Raw genomic sequence first — 21,827 nt, 5'->3', positions numbered from 1 at the left:
ACCCCGCCGCGCTCCGCTTTGGGGAAGGGTCACATGGGTCAGTTCTCAGTGGAAATTACGCGCCTACCCGGGTCAGTTCCGAGTGGAAATCAACAGCCGTTTCACCGAAGCCCAGATCATGGGCGTGCTGCGCCAGGCCGAGGGCGGGCTGGCTGTGCCTGAGCTGTGCCGCGAGCATGGAATCAGCAGCGCGACGTTTTACAAGTGGCGCGCCAGGTATGGCGGCATGGATGCGTCCATGATGGGCCAGATGAAGGCCCTTGAGGACGAGAACCGGCGGCTGAAGCGCATGTTTGCGGACCTCAGCATGCAGGCCGATCTGCTTCGCGAGGCGCTTGGAAAAAAGTGACGCGGCCAGCTCAGCGCCGGGAGTTGGCCGAGAAGGCGGTGGCGACGAAGGCGGCCAGCATCGCGCTGGCCTGTCGGGCGTTCGGCGTGAGCGAGACCTGTTTCCGCTACAGCCCGAAGCGCGTCGAAGAGAACGAGTTGATCGCCGACCTGCTGGTCGGGCTGACCAGGGCGCACAAGACCTGGGGGTTCGGCCTGTGCTTCCTGCACCTGCGCAACGTCAAAGGACATGTTTGGAACCATAAGCGGGTCCACCGGATCTACTGCGAGTTGGAACTGAACCTGCGCATCAAGCCGCGACGACGGCTGAAGCGGGAGAAGCCCGAAGAACTGGCCGTGCCGGAAACGCCGAACACCACCTAGTCCATGGACTTCATGGCCGACCGGCTGGTTGACGGGCGGCAGTTCCGTCTCTTGAACGTGCTGGACGACTTCAACCGCGAGGGTCTGGGCATCGAGGTCGACTTCTCGTTGCCCGCCGAACGGGTCGTTCGGTCCCTGAACCAGATCATCGAATGGCGCGGAAAGCCCCTGTCCATCAGGGTGGACAACGGCCCGGAATATGTGAGTTCCACGCTGACGACCTGGGCCGGGAAGCAGGGCATTGCCCTGACCTACATCCAGCCCGGAAAGCCCCAGCAGAACGCCTATGTCGAGCGCTACAACCGCACCGTTCGGCACGAGTGGCTGGACCTCTACATCTTTGAAACCATCGAGGAGGTGCAGGACATCGCCACCGAGTGGCTGTGGACTTACAACAACGAACGCCGGAACATGGGCATCGGCGGGGTCACCCCTGCCCAGAAACTGAAGATGGCCGCGTGAATTCTACGGCCGCACCCCGTTAAAACGGGGAAGATTACCCCAGCGCCTGACGCAGGGGCAGGTTCTCGAACGGGGCCGCGAACAGGTCCGGCTGCCGCCACTGCGCCGCCGCATTCTTGCCCTTCAGCCGCTTCGCCGCGTTGGCCAGGATCGGCGCCGGGTCCACAGGCTCATGCACGTGGAGCGAGCCGGTATCGACCTCGACGCTCGTCCGCTCCGCCTTGCCTGTCCAGTTCAGATATACGGTGCCTGCAGCCGCTTCAGCTCCTGCAGCGCGTCCCGCATCCGCTCGGTATCACTGCTGGCCAGCGCCTCGTCGATCAGCCTCTCGATCCCCGCCCGCGCGCTGTTGAAGTTCAGGACCGCGTCGAGACGCGGGTGATAGGCCCGGACCGTTTTCTCGCTATCCGGATCGAGGCCGGCATGGTCCATCCCGACCTCGGGGTTGTTCACCCGCGTCTCGCCATGGCGATAGCTCAGCACCTGAACAGGCCCATCTGCCTTGCGGGGTGTGGTTCGGCTCGTGATCACCCTTCGTTGCGGCACTGGCGACTCTTCGGTCGGTAGCAGGTCGAAGCCGCCCACCTCGTCTTCGAGGTCATCGTCCTTGTCCGGATTAGGGATCAGGAAGATTGATCCGCCGCGACCTCTGCCGCGGACGAGCAGCCCGGCACCGACGAAAATGTCCCGCGCGGCAAGGTAGTCGTCGTCTGTCATGTTCGGCACCCGCGCGCGCATTCGGGCCATCATGGCGGCGTTGCCGATGGCGGAACCGTCTTCCGGTGCAAGAGAAAGGATCAGGTCGGCCAGGATGTCGGACATCGAAAAACCGGGATGCCAAATACGTGTGCCCGAAGGCTATCGTCGCCGCTGGCACATTGTACCCCTTGGATATGCCAATCAGACATAGCCGTGACATGAAAAGCCGACTCGGGTCTTTGCCGCTCCTGCGAGGGGCGCAACTGCGGGCTGTCTGCGTGTTCCGACCGCGCGAAGGCGGATGGCCTTATTTTGACTGCGAAATGGCCATGCAAACCTCGAAATGGCCAGGAATTGGCTGTTCCAACACAAGAGCAGCGATCAACAGCTACTGGCAGCGCGAGTGACCGCAGCTTGGGCAGGTCATGCATCCCTCGATCATCCGCATCCCCGGCGTCCCGCAGGCAGGGCAGGAAGGGCCGATCGAGGTCGCGCCGCTCGCATGGGGGTCCGCCTTTAGTCCTGTCCCTTCCCCCGGCAAAAAGCCGATGGCGACCATGTGCCGCTCGATCACGCCGCCGATCGCGGCCAGGATCGAGGGAACGTAGCGGCCTTCCATCCAGGCGCCGCCGCGGGGGTCGAAGACGGCCTTCAACTCCTCGACCACGAAGCTCACGTCCCCGCCGCGGCGGAAGACGGCCGAGATCATCCGCGTCAGCGCCACGGTCCAGGCATAATGCTCCATGTTCTTGGAATTGATGAAGACCTCGAAAGGCCGCCTGCGCCCGCCGTCCTCGATATCGTTGACGGTGATGTAGATGGCGTGCTCGCTGCCGGGGAACTTGAGCTTGTAGGTCGCGCCCCCCAACGCCACCGGGCGGTCCATCGGCTTGTCCAGCAACTCGGGCGCCGAGGGCTTCTCCACCGACAGGACCGAGCCCGTAACCTCGTTCGGGCGATAGGTGGTGCAGCCCTTGCAGCCCTGATCCCAGGCCGCAAGATAGACGTCCTTGAAGGCGTCGAAGGAAATGTCTTCGGGGCAGTTGATCGTCTTGGAAATCGAGCTGTCCACCCAGTCCTGCGCCGCCGCCTGCATGGCGACATGGTCCAGCGGCGACAGCGTCTGGGCGTCCACGAACCAGTCGGGGAAGGGCGCGTCGCCCATGCGGTCGCGCCACAGCCGGGCGGCGTAATCCACGACCTCCTCCTCGGTGCGGGTGCCGTCCTTCTGCAAGACCTTGCGGGTATAGCTGTGGGCGAAGACCGGCTCGATCCCCGAACTGACGTTGCCGGCGTAGAGGCTGATCGTGCCGGTGGGGGCCACGCTGGTCAGCAGGGCGTTGCGGATGCCGTGGGCGCGGACGGCCTCGCGCACGTCCTCGTCCATCTTCTGCATGAATCCCGAGGACAGGTAGGCATCGGCATCGAACAGCGGGAAGACGCCCTTTTCCTTGGCCAGACCCACGCTCGCCAGATAGGCCGCCCGTGCGATGCGGTGCATCCAGTGGCGGGTGGCCTCGGCTGCCTCGGGCGCACCATAGCGCAGGCCGACCATCATCAGCGCGTCGGCAAGGCCCGTCACGCCCAGACCGATGCGGCGCTTGGCCTGCGCCTCGGCCGCCTGCTGCGGCAGCGGGAAGCGCGAGGCGTCCACGACGTTGTCCATCATCCGCACGGCCGTTGTGACCAACCCATCCAGAGTATCGAGATCCAGCGCGGCCTCGGGCCCGAAGGGGTCCTGCACCAGCCGCGCGAGGTTGATCGAGCCCAGCAGGCAGGCGCCATAGGGCGGCAGAGGCTGTTCGCCGCAAGGGTTTGTGGCAGAGATTTCTTCGACATAGACGAGGTTATTCATACGGTTTATCCGGTCGATGAAGATCACGCCCGGCTCGGCATAGTCATAGGTGGCGCGCATGATCCCGTCCCACAGATCGCGAGCGCGTATAGTCCTGAACACCCGGCCGCCGAAGACCAGCGGCCAGTCGGCATCGGCCTCTCGCGCTGCCATAAAGGCGTCCGTCACCAGCACCGACAGGTTGAACATCCGCAGTCTGGCGGCGTCCTGCTTGGCGGCGATAAAGTCCTCGATGTCGGGATGGTCGCAGCGCATCGTCGCCATCATCGCGCCCCGGCGCGAGCCTGCGGACATGATCGTGCGGCACATGGCGTCCCAGACATCCATGAAGCTCAGCGGCCCCGAGGCGTCGGCGGCTACCCCTTTTACCTCGGCCCCCTTCGGGCGGATGGTCGAGAAGTCGTAGCCGATTCCGCCGCCCTGCTGCATGGTCAACGCGGCTTCCTTGAGCCCGTCGAAGATGCCCGCCATGCTGTCGGGGATCGTGCCCATGACGAAGCAGTTGAACAGCGTGACCGACCGCCCGGTGCCCGCGCCCGAGATGATCCGGCCAGCGGGAAGGAAGCGGAAATCCTCGAGCGCGGCGTAGAAGTGGCCCTCCCAGGCGGATGGGTCCACTTCGACCGAGGCGAGGTCGCGGGCGACCCGGCGCCATGTGTTCTCGACTGTCGCATCGAGCGGTGTGCCGTCGGCGGCGCGCAGCCGGTATTTCATGTCCCAGATCTGTTCGGCGATGGGGGCGGCGAAACGGTTCATCCGGGAAACCTGCGTTGGTGAAAGCGACTTCCCTCATGCACCCGGGCCGCGCCGACGGCAAGTTTCGGCGCAGGCTGACGCGTCCGCACGATCTTCATTCTTGTATAAAGCCGACAAAATCAGTCAGTTTTAACTTGCCTGATTCTCATGGAGTCCCAAGATGACCCGAGCCCTTCCCCTTTCCCTTGCTGCCGTGCTGCTGTCCGGCGTCGCGGCAATGTCCTCTGTCCCCGGCGAAGACCACGGCGACGGAACCGACGCGGCGGGCATCGCCGCGCCGATCAACCTTGCCGAGCCGCGCCAAACCCCGGCGGCCGCGATGACCTATGAAATCTTCGAGGCGACCGTCGAGCATGGCGATATGCCGGAATGTCCCGCCGCGATGGCGCAGGAGGGGCGGTTCTGCCGCGTGGTGCTGCAGAACGACATGCTGCATGTTTTTGCCTTCGCCGAGGACGGCGACCAGCCGATGATCGCGGTGATGGAATACCCGCTGGACGCCGTCACCTTTCCGCAGTGAGGGTCAGGCGTCCTTCCTATGCGCCTCGCGCAGGGCGCGGCGGTTGATCTTGCCGGTGGGGGTGCGCGGCAGCGCCTCGACCCGGATGAACTCGCGGGGCTGCTTGTAGCGGGCGAGGCCAGCCTCGCCGGCGGCGCGCATCGCCTCGGGCGTGGCCGGGCCGGTCCAGAAGGCGGCGATGATGGATGCGCCCGGAACCGGCAGTTCGGTCACGGCCACGTCGCCCGCGCCGGGGACCGGGACCAGCACGTCCTCGACCTCGGCCGGGGCCACGCGGAAGCCGCCCGCGTTCATCATGTCGTCGGCCCGGCCCAGGGTCGAGATCGCGCCATCCTCGGCCTGCACCGCCAGGTCGCCGGTCAGGAACCAGTCGCCCTGAAACCTTTCAGCGGTTTCCTCGGGCTGGCCGAGGTAGCCCAGGAACAGCCCCGGGTCGGTGCGATGGACGGCCAGGATGCCGGACTGACCGGGGGGCAGGGGCTCGCCGTCATCCGACAGGATCGCCACGCGGCGGCCGGGCTGCGGATAGCCCGCCGAACCTTCCGGCGCGTGGCGCGCGGGCGAGCCCGAGAGGAAGGTCGAGCATTCCGACATCCCCATCGCCTCGTGCAGGTCGGTGCCGGTGCGGTCCTTCCACGCTCGGCGCAGTTCGGGGTCGAGCCTTTCGCCCGCCGTCAGCCCGTGGCGCAGGTCGGGCAGGGACGCCCAATCGGTGCGCAGCATCCGCCGGAAGACTCCGGGCGCGGCGGCGATCAGGGTGGCGCCGTGGCGGCGAGCGATCAGCGGGATCTGCTCGATGGCGGTGCCCTCGGCCGGGATCAGGGCGGTGGCGCCGGCGGTCCAGGGGTCCATCAGCCCGGTGCCCAGCGTGAAGGTCCAGTTGAAGGCGCCCGCGTGCAGCAGCCGGTCCGAGGGCTGCAGCCCATACCAGCCCTCGGACATCATCCGCCGGGCAAGGATCGCGCGATGGGCGTGCATGACGGCGCGCGGATTGCCCGAGGTGCCCGAGGTATAGACGATATAGGCTAACCGGTCGGCGTCGCCGCGGTCGAAATCCGCAGAGGGCAGGGCGGTCATGGCGGCAAGCTGATCGGCGGGCAGGGCATTGGTCGTCCCTTCCGGCAGGGCGATGCCATTGCCCGCAATGACCAGCGCGGGCTGGATGTCGGCGGCCATCTTCGTGACCTCGCGGGCGGTCAGCATGGCCGAGGTCGGGACCGGGATCAGTCCGGCCGCAATGCAGGCAAGATAGGCCACCGGGAAGGCGGGCTCATTTCCGATCCGCAGCAGCACGCGGTCGCCGGGCCTGAGGCCCCGGTCCAGCAACCCTGTCGCTGCGCCAAGCACCGCCGCCCGCAGGCGGGCATGGGACCAGCGGTCGGCCCCTGTGGCCGAGACCACCGCAAGCGCCAGCTTGTCGGGCGCCTCCAGTCCCGCCGCAAGCACATGTTCGGCCAGGTTGAAGTCCTGCGGCTTGCCGTCCTGCATGATGCGCCATCCCAACTTGTGACGCTGGAGGGGATGCGACGGAGGGACCGGAAATGCAAGACGGCCCGCGTTTCCGCAGGCCGCTATCACGCTTTCGGGGCAAAGCCCGGAGGAATCAGAGCAGGCGCAGGTCCGATGCCGAGGCGCGGCCGTCGCGGCCCGACTGCAGCTCGTACTCGATCTTCTGGTTGTCGTTGAGGCCCGTCAGACCTGCACGCTCAACCGCGGAAATATGGACAAACACGTCCTTGCCGCCATCGTCGGGCGCGATGAAGCCAAAACCCTTGGTGGCGTTGAACCATTTAACGGTGCCGGTCGCCATGACCTTCTCTCCTTCAGTCTCCCGATGGCGAGATTGCCGATCGGGGTCGTGCAGCCCTTTCGCAGTCCGGCTGCCCCGTGAAGGGACGCGGTAGAAAGTCATGCTCACGCGGAAACAGGATGAACAAATCACCTGCGAACGCAAGCACAGAATCGTGTTCGCATTGACGCAGGGTCACGGGCGCGTGATCTCAATAGCTTGCACGCAACATCAGTCACGCAGGTCGGGCGGAGTGGCCTCGATACGCAGGGATTCCAATGCGGAATCAAGGAGTGCTGATTCGGAACCCTGTCTGTCGAGGCGGCGGATCGAGACGCTGCGCTCTGCCACCTCCTTCATCCCGACGGCGATGATGACGGGCACCTTCTTCAGCGAGTGTTCACGGACCTTGTAGTTGATCTTCTCGTTGCGAGTATCGGCCTCGGCCCGCAGGCCGGCGGATTTCAGCGCCTCGACCACCTCGCGCACATAGTCGTCGGCGTCCGACACGATGGAGGCCACCACCACCTGCCGGGGCGCAAGCCACAGAGGCAGCTTGCCCGCGTAGTTCTCGATCAGCATTCCGATGAAGCGCTCGAAGCTGCCCAGCACGGCGCGGTGCAGCATGATGGGGCGGTGCTTCTGCCCGTCCTCGCCGACATATTCCGCATCCAGCCGTTCCGGCAGGTTCGGGTCCACCTGCAGCGTACCGCATTGCCAGTCGCGGCCGATGGCGTCGGTCAGCACGAATTCCAGCTTGGGGCCGTAGAAGGCGCCTTCGCCCGGAAAGATTTCGTAGCCGTGGCCCGCCGCCGTCACCGCATTGGCAAGCGCGGCTTCCGCATGGTCCCAGCTTTCGTCCGAGCCGATGCGCTTTTCGGGCCGGGTGGACAGCTTGATGCGCCACTGGTCGAAGCCGAGATCGGCATAGACGCGCGACAGGAACTCGATGAAGCGGCGGGATTCGAGTTCGATCTGCGCCACGGTGCAGAAGATATGCGCGTCGTCCTGGGTGAAGCCGCGCACGCGCATGATGCCGTGCAGCGCGCCAGAGGGCTCGTAGCGGTTGCAGGACCCGAACTCGGCCATGCGCAGGGGCAGGTCGCGGTAGGATTTCAGGCCGACGTTGAACACCTGAACGTGGCAGGGGCAGTTCATCGGCTTCAGCGCGTTGATGGTCTTCTCGCGGGCGTGGTCCTCGTCCACCTCGACGATGAACATGTTTTCCTTGTAGTTTTCCCAGTGGCCGGATTCTTCCCACAGCTTGCGGTTCACGACCTGCGGGGTGTTCACCTCGACATAGCCGCCCTTCCGCTGCTGGCGGCGCATGTAGTCCTGCAGCGCGACATAGATGTTCCAGCCGTTCGGATGCCAGAAGACCTGGCCCGGCGCTTCCTCCTGCATGTGGAACAGGTCCATCTCTCGTCCCAGCTTGCGGTGGTCGCGCTTGGCGGCCTCCTCCAGCATGGTCATGTGGGCCTTGAGTTCGTCGCGGTTGCGGAAGGCCACGCCGTAGATGCGCTGCAGCATCGGGCGTGTGTTGTCGCCCAGCCAGTAAGCACCGGCGACATGGGTCAGTTTGAAGGCGTCGGCGGGAAGCTGACCGGTATGCTGCAGATGCGGGCCCCGGCAGAGATCCTGCCAGTCGCCGTGCCAATACATCCGCAGGTCCTGACCTTCGGGGATGCGGTGGATCAGCTCGACCTTGAAGGGCTCTCCGGCCGCTTCGTAATGGGCGATGGCGCGGGCGCGGTCCCAGACCTCGGTGCGGACGGGATCGCGGGCGGCGATGATCTGCTTCATCTTCGCCTCGATGGCGCCGAGGTCGTCGGGGGTGAAGGGTTCCTCGCGGTCGAAGTCGTAGAACCAGCCGTAGTCGCGGACCGGGCCGATGGTGACCTTCACGTCGGGCCAGAGCTCCTGCACCGCGCGGGCCATGACATGGGCGAGGTCATGGCGGATCAGTTCCAGCGCGGGGGCTGCGTCCTTCATGGTGTTGATGGCGATGGAGCCGCCTTGGGTCAGCGGCCAGGCGAGGTCGATGTGTCGGCCGTCGAAGCTGGCGCTGATCGCGTTCTTCGCAAGGCTGGGCGCGATGGATGCGGCGACCTCGGCCGCGGTGGTGCCGGCGGGATAGTCGCGGATGCTGCCATCGGGGAAGGTGAGAGAAATCTGGGACATCGCGTCCTCCCAATCGGTTCGGCGCCCACGGAACGCCCGGTTGCGGGTTATGTGGGGGCCCGTGTGGCGCGGGCAGGGGGCCGTGTCAATGCGGGCCTTGGTGGCGCCGCCGGTCCGGGGGCTTCACGCCCCCGGGCCCCCGTGGGATATTTCTACAAAGAAGAAAGAAGGAGTGGCGCCATGTTTCACCGGACAGCAGCGGGGCGGCGGCTGGCCTATGAGCGGCTGGAGGGGCAGGGACCGGGCATCGTGTTCCTGCACGGGTTCAAGTCGGACATGGGCGGGACCAAGGCGGTCGATCTGGAGGCGTGGTGCCGGGCTCAGGGCCGCGCCATGCTGCGCTTCGACCTGTCGGGGCACGGGAGCAGCGAGGGACGCGTCGAGGAGTTCGGCGTTGGGGACTGGTTGGAGGATGCGCGCGACGTGATCGACGCGCTGGCACCGAGGCGGCAGGTGCTGGTGGGGTCGTCGCTGGGCGGGTGGCTGGCGCTGCTGCTGGCGCGCGAGCGGCCGGAACGCTGGGCGGGGCTGGTGACGATCGCCGCCGCGCCGGATTTCACGGCGCGGATGCAGGCGGAGTTCACCGATGCGGACCACGAGGCTCTGGCGCGCGAGGGGCGGATCACCCGGCCGAGTGAATATGGCGAGGATTACGTCTTCTCGCGGCGGCTGTTCGATCAGGGGGCGGAGAACAGCGTCTTCGGGCAGCCGCTGGCGCTGCCGATGCCGGTGCGCTTCCTGCAGGGGACGGCGGATGCCGATGTGCCGATAGAGGATGCGCTGCGGCTGTTGTCCCATGCCGAGGGGCCGGATATCCGGCTGATGCTGGTGAAGGACGCGGACCATCGTTTCAGCGGGCCGGGCGAGTTGCGGATGATCCGCGAGGCGGTGACGGAACTGGCGGGCTGAACGCAAGCGCCCGGCCGCGAGGGCCGGGCGCAGCATCGTGAAGGGGTCAGAAGCTGACCTGGAAATGATCGCCCATGTCGGGCTTGGCGCCGGTGATCTTGGACTTGGCGATCTCGTAGAAGAAGCCGATGCGGCCGGCGGTGGTCCAGACCTCGGCCTCGGACATGGTGAACTTCAGAAGGCGCACGTCCGGGTCGCGCTCGCCGCCCTCGAACCAGCTTGAGGCGACCGCGTTCCAGACCTCGTCGAGCTTGGCCGCGTCGTTCGACAGCTCCAGCCGCCCTTCGATGCGGGCGTAAAGCTGGCCATCGCCGTCCCCCACCGCATGGACGGCCTTTTTCGCGCCATCTTCCACGGCCTCGACCAGGTCGGTGCCGTCGGCGGTGATGAACCACAGTGTCGCGGTTTCCGGTTCCGGGTAGTGGGACATCGGCACCAGCCGCCAGTCGGGCTCGGCCCCCAGCATCCCGGCGTTGATGCCTTCGAGGCGCTTCCAGAAGGTGTCGCGGTTGTCGGTCATGTATCCTCCTTTGCGCCCCGGATGGGCGCGGACAGTCGCAGGGCCAACACCCGCCGCACGGCTGAGGTTCCGCAAAGGGAAAGGCCCCGCGCGCGGGTGCGGCGGGGCCTTTGGACTTGCAAGGGAGGAGCGGTCAGACGGCGATGCGGCTGTCGCGTTCCTCGGGACCGGGGGTGCGGGTGTCGCCGGGGCCGGTCATGCCACGCAGGCGCTTGATCCGGTTCTTGTCGGGGGTCATGCCGTTCTCGTCCATGAAGTCCAGCACCATCGGGCGGATGTTGATCCGCCAGCTCTTGCCCGCGAAGATGCCATAGTGGCCCGCGCCGGGTTCGAGATGCTGGGCCTTCTTGTTGTCGGGGACGCCGGTGCAGAGCCGGAGCGCGGCGACGCACTGGCCGGGGCCCGAGATATCATCGTTCGCGCCCTCGACGGTCATGATCGCCACGTCCCTGATCTTGCCGATGTCCACCTGCCGTCCTTTGACGACGAAACGGTTCTGGGCGATCTCGAAATTCTTGAAGATGCGTTCGACCGTGGTCAGGTAGAACTCGGCCGTCATGTCCATCACGGCGAGATATTCGTCGTAGAACTTGTTGTGCTTGTCGCTGATCGAGCCTTCGCCCCGCGCCTCGGCGATGATCTTGTCGCGGAAGGCGGCGGCATGGGTTTCGGCGTTCATGGCGATGAACGAGCCGAGCTGCGCGAGGCCGGGATAGACCATGCGGCCGACGCCCCGATACTTGAAGCCGACCTGCTGGATGAAGGCATGTTCAAGCTGGCCCATCGTCACCCGGTTGCCGAAGTCGGTGACATCGGTCAGCGCCGCGTCGGGATCGACGGGGCCGCCGATCAGGGTCAGGGTGCGGGGTTGGGCAGCCGGTTCGTCCTCGGCCAGGATCGCGGTCGCGGCCAGCGCCAGCGGCGCTGGCTGGCAAACCGCGACGACATGAAGATCCGGTCCGAGATGCTTCATGAAATCGACAAGATAGCCGGTATAATCCTCGATATCGAACTTGCCCTCGCTGACCGGGATGTCGCGCGCGTTCTGCCAGTCGGTCACCCAGACGTCGCAATCGGGCAGCAGCGAGTTGACGGTCGAACGCAGAAGGGTCGCGTAATGTCCCGACATGGGCGCAACCAGCAGGACGCGGCGGGCCATCGGCTCGCGCCGGGCGACGCGGAATTGCACAAGGTTGCCAAAGGGGCGGCGCACCACCGGCTCGACATAGACCAGATGGTCCTGGCCCTCGGTGCCGGCGATCGGCGGGATGTCCCAATCGGGCTTGATCACCATCCGGGCAAAGCTGCGTTCCGTCACCCGGCCCCAAGCGCTGAGCACCTTGAACATCGGAGTGGGGATCATGGCGAACAGGGGATAGGAGGCCATGGCCCGCGCGGATGCGCCCATCCACTCGTTGGTGTTGCGAAGCGTTTCCATGGCGTCGTAGGACAACATGCCGCGCATACCCTTGTAGACCATGGACCGTTACTCCTTCAAAGTTGTGGTGCGTAATGCCGGCTTTACGGCTTACGTCAAGCAAGTCTTAATGCGAATCGTGCTGATGAGGACCCATTGCCATGGCAATTAAACGAGAGGACGTCGCGTCGCGTCGCGGGAAAAAAGCCTCGGCTGTGGAGGTAGGTCAGCCGGAACAAGGGCTTGATGCTGCAATTGCAGAAACCCTTGGCCCAAAGGTAGTTGCGGCAACTCAACAGGATTCGCCTTCGCTCGGCGAGTCGGTGGAACCAGATCCGGTCGCCGCGATCATGTCCGGCACCTTGCCGGCTGTCGAGAATGATTCGGCTCCGCCCGCGGGCAAGCGGACACGCCGAAAGGCAACAGCCCCGGATGGGTCGAAGGCAGAGGCGGCTTCCGCATCCAGACCCAGGGGAAAGCCGAGGAAGATCGCCGGAAACGCGGCGGAACCGGCGGTGGCCGCGAAAGCGGCGGAGGTCGCTGACGCCGAAGCGGGCGCGGAGAAGACCGCGGCTCCGCAGGATCAGGCCGCGCGACGGGGCGAAGCTCCTGCAACGCCGGCTGCTGATGTAACGCCGGCGACAGAGCAGGAACCCGTCACCGTCACCGACGAGGGGCTGCCCGCACAGCCGGCAACCGCCACCGAGCCGCCCCGCCCCGAGGCGCCGCCGCCTGCCGCCCCGGCACCGGAGACCACCCCGGCACCGGAGGTCGCATCGGCATCAGAGGTCGCCCCGGCATCGGCGACGGCCTTCGGGAATCCGCTGCTGGCGCCCGGCCTTTCCGAGAAGCTGTCCGAGAACATCTCCCGTATCGAGAACCTGAGCCAGCGCCTGCTGCGCGCCGCCAGCAGCCGGCCCATGCGTCATCCGGGCGTCGAGGTGCCGGGACCCGAGCTTTACGGCTCGGTCGCGCAGGCCTGGCTGAAGCTCGCCACCGAACAGCCCGCGCGGCTGATCGAGCAGCAGGTCCGCTACTGGGGGGACACCCTGCGCCATGTGGCCGATGCGCAGAGCGCCTTCGTCCAGGGCTTCCAGGCGCCGGAAAGCGACGGCCCGGTGGACCGCCGCTTCAAGAACCCGCTGTGGCAGACGAACCCCTTCTACAGCTTCGTCATGCGCCAGTATCAGATCAACGCCGAGGCGATCCGCAAGGCCGCCGCCGACCTGGACATCCAGAGCGATGTCGAACGCCGCCGCGTGGACTGGTTCACCCGGCAGATGATCGACATGCTGGCGCCGACCAACTTTCTGGCGACCAACCCCGACGCGCTGATCAAGGCGCTCGAGACCGAGGGCGAGAGCCTCGTGCGCGGACTGGAGAACCTGGTCCACGACATCGAGGCGAGCGGCGGCGAGATGATCGTCTCGCTGGCCGACCGCAGCGCCTTCCGCGTGGGCGAGAACATCGGCACCACGCCCGGCGAGGTCGTCCACCGCACCCGGATGTACGAGCTGATCCAGTACGCGCCGACGACCGGACAGGTGCACAAGGCCCCGGTCGTGGTTTTCCCGCCTTGGATCAACAAATACTACATCCTCGATCTCAAGCCGCAGAACAGCATGCTGCGCTGGCTGGTCGAGCAGGGGCATACGGTGTTCGTCCTGTCCTGGAAGAACCCGGATTCCAGCTTTGCCGACGTGGCCATGGACGACTATGTGGCCGCGTTTCTCGAAACGATCGACAAGGTGCTGGAACTGACGGAGGAGCCGCAGCTGAACGCCGTCGGCTACTGCATCGGCGGCACGACGCTGTCCACCACCCTGGGCGTGATGAAGCAGCGCGGCGACGACCGGGTGAAATCGGCCACCTTCTTCACCACGCTGACCGACTTCTCGGATCAGGGCGAGTTCACCACCTTCCTGCAGGACGACTTCGTCGGCGGGATCGAGGGCGAGGTGGAGCGCATGGGCTATCTGTCGGCCAAGCTGATGCAGCGCACCTTCAGCTTCCTGCGCGCCAACGACCTGATCTGGGGCCCCGCCATCCGCAGCTACATGCTGGGCGAGACGCCGCCTGCCTTCGATCTTCTCTACTGGAACGGGGACGGAACGAACCTGCCCGGTCCGATGGTCACGCAGTATCTGCGTGAAATCTGCCAGAAGAACGCGCTGGTCCGGGACGGGTTCGAGGTTCTCGGCCATAAAGTCGACCTGTCCGATGTGACGGTCCCCCTTTGCGCCATTGCCTGCGAGGGCGACCACATCGCCCCCTGGCTGCACAGCTGGAAGGGAATCGCGCAGATGGGCGCGGAGGACCGGACCTTCATCCTGTCGGAATCGGGCCATATCGCCGGGATCATCAACCCGCCGAGCAAGGTCAAATATGGCCACTACCTGTCGCACGCAGGTTTCGACGGCACGCCTGAGGAATGGCGCGAGCATGCGACCTACACCCCCGGATCGTGGTGGAACCACTGGGGCGAATGGCTGGCCGAACATGCCGGACCGATGGTTCCGGCGCGCAGCCCGCAGCTTTCGCTGGCGCCCGCACCGGGAACCTACGTGCACGAGACCGCCTGACGGCGAAAGGGAAGCGCGAAAGGGTCTGATGCCAGACTCTCCCGCGCTGACCCCGCATTCCATGCGGGAACACGCAAGCGGAAGACTTTTTGCTGCAGTGCAGCATAAACCGCTTGAAATGCTGCACTGCAGCATCTATTGTATGTGCAGTGCTACTGAACCCGATCAATAACCGCATCCAGGAGAGATCCGATGGCCAAGACCCCCGACTTCACCAAGACCTTCCAGGACATGATGGCGAACTTCCCCGTCGACACCTCGTCGATGTCCGAAGCCTTCAAGACCCAGGCTCAGCTGAGCGAGCGGATGACCCGCGTCGCCCTGCAGGCCGCCGAGCGTTCGACCGAGATCTCGGCCGCCTGGGCCAAGGACACGCTGTCGCGCATGGGCGAGCTGACCACCTCGAAAGAGCAGCCGGGTGACTATGCCAAGGCGATGTCCGACTTCGCCTCGGCCGCCGCCGAACTGGCTGCCGAACACATGGCCGCCTATGCCGAGGTCGCCAAGAAAGTCCAGATGGACACCGTCGATCTGCTGATGAACGCCGGCAAGGAAGTCCAGGCCGACGCACAGCGCATGGCGCAGACCGCGACCTCGAACCTTCAGAACGTCGCCCGCCAGGCGCAGGACGCCGCCACCAGCTCGGTGAACCCCGGCATCAACAAGGACAAGGCCTGAGCCTTTCCGCGGGATCGCGCCGGCAACCGGCCCCATCCCGGCTGACATGACCGGACGCGCGCCCTGACCCGGCGCGCGTTTTTCTTTTGCAATCGCAGGAATGGCATCCCATCATCGCTGCAGATGCATAAAAGCGAAGTGCCCATGTCCGCCCAAGCCGCCAAGTCGAAGCCTGAGCCGCTGCTGATCAAGCGCTATGCCAGTCGGCGGCTGTATAACACCGAAACCAGCGACTACATCACGCTGGAGGAGATCGCGCAGGTGATCCGCGACGGGCGCGAGGTGCGGATCATCGACCTGCGATCGGGCGATGACCTGACGCGCCAGTATCTGCTGCAGATCATCGCCGAACATGAAAGCCGGGGCGAGAACGTGCTGCCGGTCGACCTGCTGACCGACCTTGTCCGCAGCTACACCGCCCAGGCGCAATCGGTGGTGCCGCAGTTCCTTGCCGTCAGCTTCGAGATGCTGCGTCACGGCCAGTCCAAGATGATGGAGCAGCTTGCGACGCTGCAGCATCCCATGGCCTCAATGCCGGGCTTCTCCGAGATGCAGCGCCAGCAGCAGTTGTTCCTGAAGGCGATGATGGGCGGCTGGACCGGCAATTCAAGCGGCCCCTCCCGTGAGGACGACGAGGGCGAGGTCCTGCCCGTTCCTGCCACGGACCGGGTGCGTGGCAAGGCTCGTCCTTCTGGTTCAGCGTCCGAGGACGAGGCCGAGGATATCCGGCGCCAGCTTGCGGAACTGCAGACCCGGATCTCTAAGCTCTGACTTGCAGCGGGCTTGAGGCCGGGCTAAAGCCCTTCCAACGGACGGTTGGCCGAGTGGTCGAAGGCGCACGCCTGGAAAGTGTGTAGGCGGGGAACCGTCTCGAGGGTTCGAATCCCTCACCGTCCGCCACTTGCCCTTGGGAACGTGTTCTCCCGATCCGGCTACGGCCGGATTTTTCTGTTGTTTTCGAGGGTTATGCGGATGGGGCTGAGCACTGGCCTCGGCGCTAGGAGGGCCGGAAGCGCGCTCTCCGGGCCGCTATTCTCCGGACCTGTTGACTGCGTGAGTTCGGTAAAGTTCTGTATACCATTGACTATAAACGGGTACTTTCAGGGCGGACCTGAGCACTTCGTCGGGAGTCGCGTTTGGAAAACGGACTGAAATCCAACGATTTCACGGGCCAAACAGACCATCCAGATCAGGCCTTTGAGTCCGTTCCGTTCCCGCTATGCACGCTTCTATGTCGGGTTGAGTTCGAAGGGTCCGTCGCTCCATTGCTGGTCAACGAACGCGTTCAATAGCTGCCCGGTCCTGCCCGGATCCTCAACCAGAAGATACCGCCAGACACCGTGGTCGCCGAGGCTGTTGACCGCCGCCACCCAGCGCTGGGCGGCCTTAGCCTTGGCATCGGCGTTATCGTCCACTCTCCCCTTGATCTCGACGATGATATTCTCGCCGCGATCCGTGACTACAATGAAGTCGGGAACATAGTTCGAAAGCATCCCGCGGTGCCGGTAGGGAACAGTGAAGCCCAGCCTGTCATTCTTCACCCATCGCACCACGCCCGGGTGGGTGTCCAAGAGGAAGGCTGCGCTTTGCTCCCATTTCTTCGTGTCCGCGACCATCGCATTCAGGTGGCACCGCGTGACCGCATAGATCGGTTTCGTGGTGTGAAAATCGACGTAAAGCGTGCTTCCACGCCCCGCGGCACCCTGAGGAATGATCGCGACCTCTCCTGTGCCGGACGCCGCACCTTTCTTTATGGCCTCAATGAGTGAACCAGTAGCGGCCTTCATATACTCGCCCACCAGCAGCACGTCACAAGGCCGGCTGTCCCCCTTTCGCTCCAGCTTCTCGGACAGGAATCGCTTGGCGGCGAAAGCGACCTTAGGGAACAACTGCTGAACCGGAACAGCCTCGGTTCCGTTGTCAGTCAGCCATCGCTCGCAGATCTCGCGCGCCAGCCTGAACGCCACTTGCTGATCGCGGAAGCGATTGCGCCATTCCTTGAGGGATAGCACGGGGCGCTCTCCGGGGCCGAAGGCAGCCAGAGTGCCATCAGGCGTGGTCAGTGGGGTGAGTTCGACGATCTGAGGGATCTTCATGGGGTCGATTGTGACCTTGGCCACCTTGCTCCAGTCGATGTGGACATCGAACTGACCCGACTGGTGGTAGCCCGAGACGACGGGGAACGTAATCTCGTATTCCGATTTCTCCGGAACCGAAAATATGTGGTTCGGATCAGGCTTGGGCGGCTGCGGACCGACGGGCTTCACCTTGAAGGGAATCAGCTCGAACGGGACGCCGAAGACCTTGGCGGTCTCCTCGGCAAACATCTGCGTTTCCTCGTCGAGCGCATAGCTCTTGCGGCGCAGCGCGCGCCCGACGACCTGTTCGCACAGCAATTGCGAGCCAAAGGGCCTCAGGCCGACGATATGCGTGACCGTATTCGCATCCCATCCTTCCGCCAGCATCGCCACTGAAATGATGCAGCGGACATCGCGGCCGGGCGGGACGCGCTCATCAACCCATTTCAGCGAGCCGTCGTTGTCGTCGCTGGCGACCTTGTCGTTGTGCTTGCGGACAAGCTCCGACCAGTCCTCGGGAACCTTGCCGCCCGGCCATTCCGCCTTGCCGACGGTATCGAGGATGAACCTGAGGCGCCTGGTCTCATCCTTGGAGCCGCCTTCCTCGATGTCTTCCATGACCTTCGAATCAATGCGGACCGTAACCTCCTGGCCGGGCGTGTTGCGGAACCACGCGGGAGAGACGCCATAGCTGTCATTCCCGTTCGCCAGCCAGTCGTGGACCTCCTTTGCCACCGCGGTATCGCGACAGACGACGATGAAAACGGGCGGGACCGGATGCCTGTGCTGCTGCTTGGAATGCTGCTCCCATTCGATGAACCGCTCATGCCATTCCAGCGCCAGCAGGTTGATCGGCGCCGAGGCGTAGTTCATCACGATCTCGGGCGTGATATTGGTGCCGAGGCCATCCTCCTTTGCCTTCGCCTGAACCCAGCGCCAGATGTTGAAATAGGCCGCTTCCTCGGCACCAGACACGTCGCGAGCGGGAAGCTGTGGGATCTTCACCAAGCCGGATTCGATCGCGTCCAGAAGCCCGAAATCCGAGACGACCCACGGGAACGGCTTGCCAACCTCGTTGCCCGAACCCTGAATATAGAACGGCGTCGCCGACAGATCGACGCAGAGGTTGATCCCCCGCCGTCGGCTGCCGCCCGCGAGCTTGTTGATCCGGTCGAGCCCCTCGATCCAGATCGTCGCCTCGCGCGCGTTCTTGCTTGCCAGATCCTTGTCCTCGTCGAGGCTTTCCTCGGATGCAGCATCGCCCCGCCGATAGGCGTGATGTGCCTCGTCGTTGAAGATCAGCCAGTGCGGGCTACGGCCCTTGCCGCTGCCCATCTCGCGCCGGATGCGCTTGAACCATGCCTGGTCGGACTCGAAATACTTGACCTCGACACTCTGATTGGCCTTGCGGGCGTTCTTCACAACCTCGACCGGCTCGCCGGTTTTCACCACTTTGGCGCTGTCGCCGTTGACGCTGTTCGTCTCCTTCTTCGCCAGCCGGTGCCAGTTGGCGATCATCACCTCGCCGCGGCGCATATCCTCCATCCGGTGCGGCGGCACCAGCTGGCGGGTGCGGTACAGGCTCAGGTCGCCGAGCGCGGGGTCCAGTTCCTGCAGCCGCTCACGGATTGTCACGTTCGGGCAGACGATCAGCACGGTATCCGAGAACCTGTCGTCCCGCGGAGACGCCACGCGGTTCAGGATCGACCAGGCGGTCAGCATGCCCATCACCGTAGTCTTGCCGCTGCCGGTCGCCATCTTGCACGCATAGCGCAGGAAGGCGCGGATCCCGGCAGCCTTGGCCTCCAGCCCCGGCTCGTCCTTCGGAATTTCGGGCAGACCCTTGCGATAGACCTGCTTGGCCTCGACGAGGAAGATGATCGTCTCGGCCGCCTCGATCTGGGCGAAGAACAGGCGCTGCATGCGCTGATCGCTGCGCCACAGGTCCAGCAGCTCGCGCGTCACGGGCGAGGCACCGTCATAGGCGACGCCACCGCTGTGCACGCCAGCCCGCCAGTCCTTCACCCGGCCCCGGATCGCGTTGACGATCTCGAGCTCGACTTCCTCGCCGGCCTGGCTTTCGAACAGTTCAGCCTGATCGCGACTGGCACGACCGCGCCCGGAATGTTCGGGCACGCGATAGAAATAGCTGGCGCGGCGGCGGCCTTCGGCCTTACGCGGTGGCTTCGCCTTCTCGATCTTCCAGTGGAGCAACGGCTCGCGGAAGGGCGAGTTGATGATGGGCGACTCGACCTCGGCGACGGTCAGCGGAGCGTCCTTTGGTGCGGCTTGCGGCATCAGACAGCATCCTCGGCGCTGCGGGTCGCCATCAGCTCGTTGCCGCGCTCGTCGATCACCTTGACCGCGATGCGACCCTTGTCGCCCAGTGCGAAGGGCTCGCTGACCGTGCCCGCCAGATGAGACCAGACGCTGTCCTCGAACTGGCCTTTCAGCGATTTCTGAAGGTTGTCCCAAGCGCTGGTCTTGGGGAAGAACACTTGGCTGGCATAGAAGGCCATGCCGTTGTGATTAGTGTCGAGCATCCAGCACGGCAGGTTCTCGGCGTCGATATGATCCGTGTCCATCAGATGTGGCAGAAAGATGTCGAGCCCGCGCAGAACCACGCGATAAAGCGGCGTGCCGTCATCGCGCTTGCCCGCCTTTTCCAGCCGCACATCCGGCAGGCCGGTGATCGAGAAGATTTCGCTGTTCTTCGTGGTCTTGAGCAGGTCCGACATCACCACATCCGGAGTCATCGAGATGTAGGCGGTCGGGATCTTCATCTTTTCTAAAAGTTCGCGCGCCTTGGCCTGAATCGCGAAGCCGAACAGGAACAGCTGGCCAAAGCCCTGCTGCATGGCCTCGATGGCTGCGTTGAACACGTAGTCCGAGCTGATGGCGCCGTCCTCGGGACCGAAGGCGATCGCGATGATCTTCTCGCTGCCGTTCTTCGCGACAGCCTCGGCATGCAGGTATTCGCGGTCGGCGAGTGGGCGGACGTTGTCGAGCTGAAGGGTAAAGTTTCCTGGCAAGCTGAGTGATTTGCTTTGCCGCAGCACCTCGATCATCCGGTCGAGATAGACGCGTGGGCTGGAGGACTGCGGCTGTGTCGACGTGCCTTCGGCGTCCTCCTCCATGCTCATCGCGGCTTGGATCGTGGCCTCGACAGTGAAGGGGCCGCAGACGCGCGTGATCTGCTTGTTGACCTCCGGCTGGTCAACCAGGGTGATCATCTCCGGATCTTCATTGTTTGCGATGGACTTAAGGGTTATGCGCGGAACAAGGCCGCCCACATCTTCTCCCTTGCGGTTTAGCTTGCGCTCATAGACGAAACCGCCCCCTGGACCCTTCACCGGGTTGCTTAGGCGATACCATGGGAAGGTGGTTGTCAGGAGCCTCTGGCGCGCGAGCGCAATCGGAACCCGGCTTGTATCAACGGTGATCCAGCGGCGCCCCCATTCCTCAGCTATCACGGCCGTGGTCCCCGATCCGCAGGTGATGTCCAGTACGAGATCGCCTGGGTCCGAGGTCATGAGAAGGCAGCGCTGAACAACTTTTTCGTTCGTTTGCACGACGTAGAGCTTGTCGGCCGCGAAGCCCGCGACGCCTGTATCGTCCCATCGGTCCGCGATCGGAAAAACGGGGAAGTCGCTGAAATACCTGACGTAGCGCAGCGTGTTGCCGACAAGGTCGACACGACGTGCCGCAACGAGTTTCTTCATTCCCTCGGTGCCGGTCTTCCAATATCCTTTTCGAGGACGATAGACGTTTCCCTCAAACTCCACCGGAAAATCGCCGGGCGGCCGCTGCGAGGTGAGGTTATCGAAGGTCAGGACCTTCGCGCCCTCTGGGAGAAGGTCGAAGTTCTTTCGTTCTTCCACCGTCATGGAGCGGCGCGCACCATTAGCTAATTCGATCCGGTTGTAGCCGCTAGATCCTTCGGCCCCCAGAACCTTGCGCTGATAGAGGCGGTTGTACTTCACCATCGGTTTTGCCTTGGCATACCATAGCAGGTAATCGGACGTGCTGGCGATGAGCTCAGATGTGGCGCTCGAAGTCTTCGAGAACGTGATCATCGAGACAAAGTTTTCATTGCCGAATACCTCGTCGAGTGCTTCTCGAACGTGGTGCAGGTTGTCGTCTGAAATCTGGACGAAGATCGAGCCGGATTCGGCAAGCATCTCTTTCGCCAGAAGCAGTCGATCACGAAGGTAAGACAGGTACGAGTGGAGCCCCAATTCCCACGTGTCCCGATAGGCTTTCACCATCTCGGGTTCCCGAATCATCTGATCATCCGGCCCATGCTTCACGTCGCGCTTCCGGACAAAGGGCTGGAAGTTTGAGCCGAACTTCACGCCGTATGGCGGATCGAAATAAACTGTCTGCACCTGACCGCCCAGGCCCTCATATTCGAGGAGCGAGTTCATCACCTGCAGCGAGTCGCCAAGGATCAGGCGGTTGGTCCAGGGGCCCTTGTGCTCGTAGGCGTCCAGCCGGTCGGCAATGTCGAGGTCCAGATCGCCGAACAGGTCCAGCGTCTGCCTAGGTCATGTTGACAAATGGCGGAGCCAGAGGCGGATGGAGGTAACGTCGATGAATGCCAGGTAGCTTTCGGCGGTTTTGTCGTAGCGGGTGGCGACGCGGCGGGCGTTCTTCAGCTTGTTGAAGCA

The 21,827-nt window shown here is 64.4% G+C and carries 15 protein-coding genes, 1 tRNA gene and 2 pseudogenes; 7 read left to right on the top strand and 11 right to left on the bottom strand.

The window, feature by feature from the left end:
* Positions 1–118 precede the first annotated feature (118 nt).
* Positions 119–1,173: pseudogene (locus H5395_RS15140) on the top strand (IS3 family transposase).
* A 34-nt stretch (positions 1,174–1,207) separates the two neighbouring features.
* Here H5395_RS15140 and H5395_RS18540 read toward each other — a convergent pair.
* From H5395_RS18540 to H5395_RS15130, 3 genes are all read right to left on the bottom strand, one after another.
* The gene (locus H5395_RS18540; protein WP_200559455.1) at positions 1,208–1,351 is read right to left on the bottom strand and encodes a hypothetical protein; all 144 of its coding nucleotides are present in this window, start codon (positions 1,349–1,351) and stop codon (positions 1,208–1,210) included.
* 56 nt (positions 1,352–1,407) lie between these two features.
* Positions 1,408–1,995 (bottom strand): hypothetical protein, encoded by a 588-nt coding sequence (locus tag H5395_RS15135; protein WP_200559453.1) that lies wholly within the window; start codon positions 1,993–1,995, stop codon positions 1,408–1,410.
* 265 nt (positions 1,996–2,260) lie between these two features.
* Complete coding sequence (locus H5395_RS15130; RefSeq protein ID WP_182793398.1) at positions 2,261–4,483, bottom strand: adenosylcobalamin-dependent ribonucleoside-diphosphate reductase; 2,223 nt, start codon at positions 4,481–4,483, stop codon at positions 2,261–2,263.
* Between the two features lie 160 nt (positions 4,484–4,643).
* Between H5395_RS15130 and H5395_RS15125 the strand changes: the two genes are divergently transcribed.
* Entirely contained in the window at positions 4,644–5,003 is a 360-nt protein-coding gene (locus H5395_RS15125) for a hypothetical protein (RefSeq protein WP_182793397.1), read from the top strand.
* Positions 5,004–5,006: 3 nt separating this feature from the next.
* Here the strand turns inward: H5395_RS15125 and H5395_RS15120 are convergent, their stop codons facing one another.
* From H5395_RS15120 to thrS, 3 genes are all read right to left on the bottom strand, one after another.
* Positions 5,007–6,491, bottom strand: coding sequence for a class I adenylate-forming enzyme family protein (locus tag H5395_RS15120; protein ID WP_182793396.1), 1,485 nt, complete (start codon positions 6,489–6,491; stop codon positions 5,007–5,009).
* Positions 6,492–6,606: 115 nt separating this feature from the next.
* The gene (locus H5395_RS15115; protein WP_182793395.1) at positions 6,607–6,813 is read right to left on the bottom strand and encodes a cold-shock protein; all 207 of its coding nucleotides are present in this window, start codon (positions 6,811–6,813) and stop codon (positions 6,607–6,609) included.
* A 210-nt stretch (positions 6,814–7,023) separates the two neighbouring features.
* Positions 7,024–8,973: a threonine--tRNA ligase gene (thrS, locus tag H5395_RS15110; RefSeq protein ID WP_182793394.1), complete on the bottom strand. Its 1,950-nt coding sequence runs from the start codon at positions 8,971–8,973 to the stop codon at positions 7,024–7,026.
* Between the two features lie 180 nt (positions 8,974–9,153).
* On the opposite strand from thrS, the gene H5395_RS15105 reads away from it, so the two are divergent.
* Positions 9,154–9,882, top strand: coding sequence for an alpha/beta fold hydrolase (locus H5395_RS15105; RefSeq protein ID WP_182793393.1), 729 nt, complete (start codon positions 9,154–9,156; stop codon positions 9,880–9,882).
* Positions 9,883–9,928: 46 nt separating this feature from the next.
* Here the strand turns inward: H5395_RS15105 and H5395_RS15100 are convergent, their stop codons facing one another.
* On the bottom strand, positions 9,929–10,402 hold the full coding sequence (locus H5395_RS15100; protein ID WP_182793392.1) for a pyridoxamine 5'-phosphate oxidase family protein: 474 nt from the start codon (positions 10,400–10,402) through the stop codon (positions 9,929–9,931).
* A gap of 133 nt (positions 10,403–10,535) precedes the next feature.
* Positions 10,536–11,867 (bottom strand): polyhydroxyalkanoate depolymerase, encoded by a 1,332-nt coding sequence (gene phaZ, locus H5395_RS15095; protein ID WP_182793404.1) that lies wholly within the window; start codon positions 11,865–11,867, stop codon positions 10,536–10,538.
* Positions 11,868–12,334: 467 nt separating this feature from the next.
* On the opposite strand from phaZ, the gene phaC reads away from it, so the two are divergent.
* From phaC to H5395_RS15075, 4 genes are all read left to right on the top strand, one after another.
* Entirely contained in the window at positions 12,335–14,401 is a 2,067-nt protein-coding gene (phaC, locus tag H5395_RS15090) for a class I poly(R)-hydroxyalkanoic acid synthase (RefSeq protein WP_370576476.1), read from the top strand.
* 192 nt (positions 14,402–14,593) lie between these two features.
* Positions 14,594–15,079, top strand: a complete 486-nt coding sequence (locus H5395_RS15085; RefSeq protein WP_182793391.1) for a Phasin — start codon at positions 14,594–14,596, stop codon at positions 15,077–15,079.
* 144 nt (positions 15,080–15,223) lie between these two features.
* Positions 15,224–15,850, top strand: coding sequence for a polyhydroxyalkanoate synthesis repressor PhaR (gene phaR, locus H5395_RS15080; protein ID WP_182793390.1), 627 nt, complete (start codon positions 15,224–15,226; stop codon positions 15,848–15,850).
* Between the two features lie 39 nt (positions 15,851–15,889).
* Positions 15,890–15,979 (top strand) — tRNA-Ser (locus H5395_RS15075).
* A 329-nt stretch (positions 15,980–16,308) separates the two neighbouring features.
* Here H5395_RS15075 and H5395_RS15070 read toward each other — a convergent pair.
* The 3 genes and pseudogenes from H5395_RS15070 to H5395_RS15060 all read right to left on the bottom strand — a co-directional run.
* Positions 16,309–19,455, bottom strand: coding sequence for a BPTD_3080 family restriction endonuclease (locus H5395_RS15070; protein WP_182793389.1), 3,147 nt, complete (start codon positions 19,453–19,455; stop codon positions 16,309–16,311).
* Entirely contained in the window at positions 19,455–21,584 is a 2,130-nt protein-coding gene (locus H5395_RS15065) for a site-specific DNA-methyltransferase (protein ID WP_220495069.1), read from the bottom strand. Before H5395_RS15065 ends, H5395_RS15070 begins: the two co-directional genes overlap by 1 nt.
* 120 nt (positions 21,585–21,704) lie before the next feature.
* A pseudogene (locus H5395_RS15060) lies at positions 21,705–21,827 on the bottom strand (IS5/IS1182 family transposase); the annotation flags it as partial.

Source organism: Paracoccus sp. MC1854, assembly GCF_014164635.1.
In the GTDB taxonomy this organism is placed as follows: domain Bacteria; phylum Pseudomonadota; class Alphaproteobacteria; order Rhodobacterales; family Rhodobacteraceae; genus Paracoccus.
This window is presented reverse-complemented; position numbering and strand designations above follow the sequence as displayed.

What these genes read in the sequence shown, in the direction of transcription:
- H5395_RS15135 (WP_200559453.1), bottom strand. Translation starts at nt 1,995, where the DNA reads ATGTCCGACATCCTGGCCGACCTGATCCTTTCTCTTGCACCGGAAGAC.
- H5395_RS15130 (WP_182793398.1), bottom strand. Translation starts at nt 4,483, where the DNA reads ATGAACCGTTTCGCCGCCCCCATCGCCGAACAGATCTGGGACATGAAA.
- H5395_RS15125 (WP_182793397.1), top strand. Translation starts at nt 4,644, where the DNA reads ATGACCCGAGCCCTTCCCCTTTCCCTTGCTGCCGTGCTGCTGTCCGGC.
- H5395_RS15120 (WP_182793396.1), bottom strand. Translation starts at nt 6,491, where the DNA reads ATGCAGGACGGCAAGCCGCAGGACTTCAACCTGGCCGAACATGTGCTT.
- H5395_RS15115 (WP_182793395.1), bottom strand. Translation starts at nt 6,813, where the DNA reads ATGGCGACCGGCACCGTTAAATGGTTCAACGCCACCAAGGGTTTTGGC.
- thrS (WP_182793394.1), bottom strand. Translation starts at nt 8,973, where the DNA reads ATGTCCCAGATTTCTCTCACCTTCCCCGATGGCAGCATCCGCGACTAT.
- H5395_RS15105 (WP_182793393.1), top strand. Translation starts at nt 9,154, where the DNA reads ATGTTTCACCGGACAGCAGCGGGGCGGCGGCTGGCCTATGAGCGGCTG.
- H5395_RS15100 (WP_182793392.1), bottom strand. Translation starts at nt 10,402, where the DNA reads ATGACCGACAACCGCGACACCTTCTGGAAGCGCCTCGAAGGCATCAAC.
- phaZ (WP_182793404.1), bottom strand. Translation starts at nt 11,867, where the DNA reads ATGCGCGGCATGTTGTCCTACGACGCCATGGAAACGCTTCGCAACACC.
- H5395_RS15085 (WP_182793391.1), top strand. Translation starts at nt 14,594, where the DNA reads ATGGCCAAGACCCCCGACTTCACCAAGACCTTCCAGGACATGATGGCG.
- phaR (WP_182793390.1), top strand. Translation starts at nt 15,224, where the DNA reads ATGTCCGCCCAAGCCGCCAAGTCGAAGCCTGAGCCGCTGCTGATCAAG.
- H5395_RS15070 (WP_182793389.1), bottom strand. Translation starts at nt 19,455, where the DNA reads ATGCCGCAAGCCGCACCAAAGGACGCTCCGCTGACCGTCGCCGAGGTC.
- H5395_RS15065 (WP_220495069.1), bottom strand. Translation starts at nt 21,584, where the DNA reads ATGAACTCGCTCCTCGAATATGAGGGCCTGGGCGGTCAGGTGCAGACA.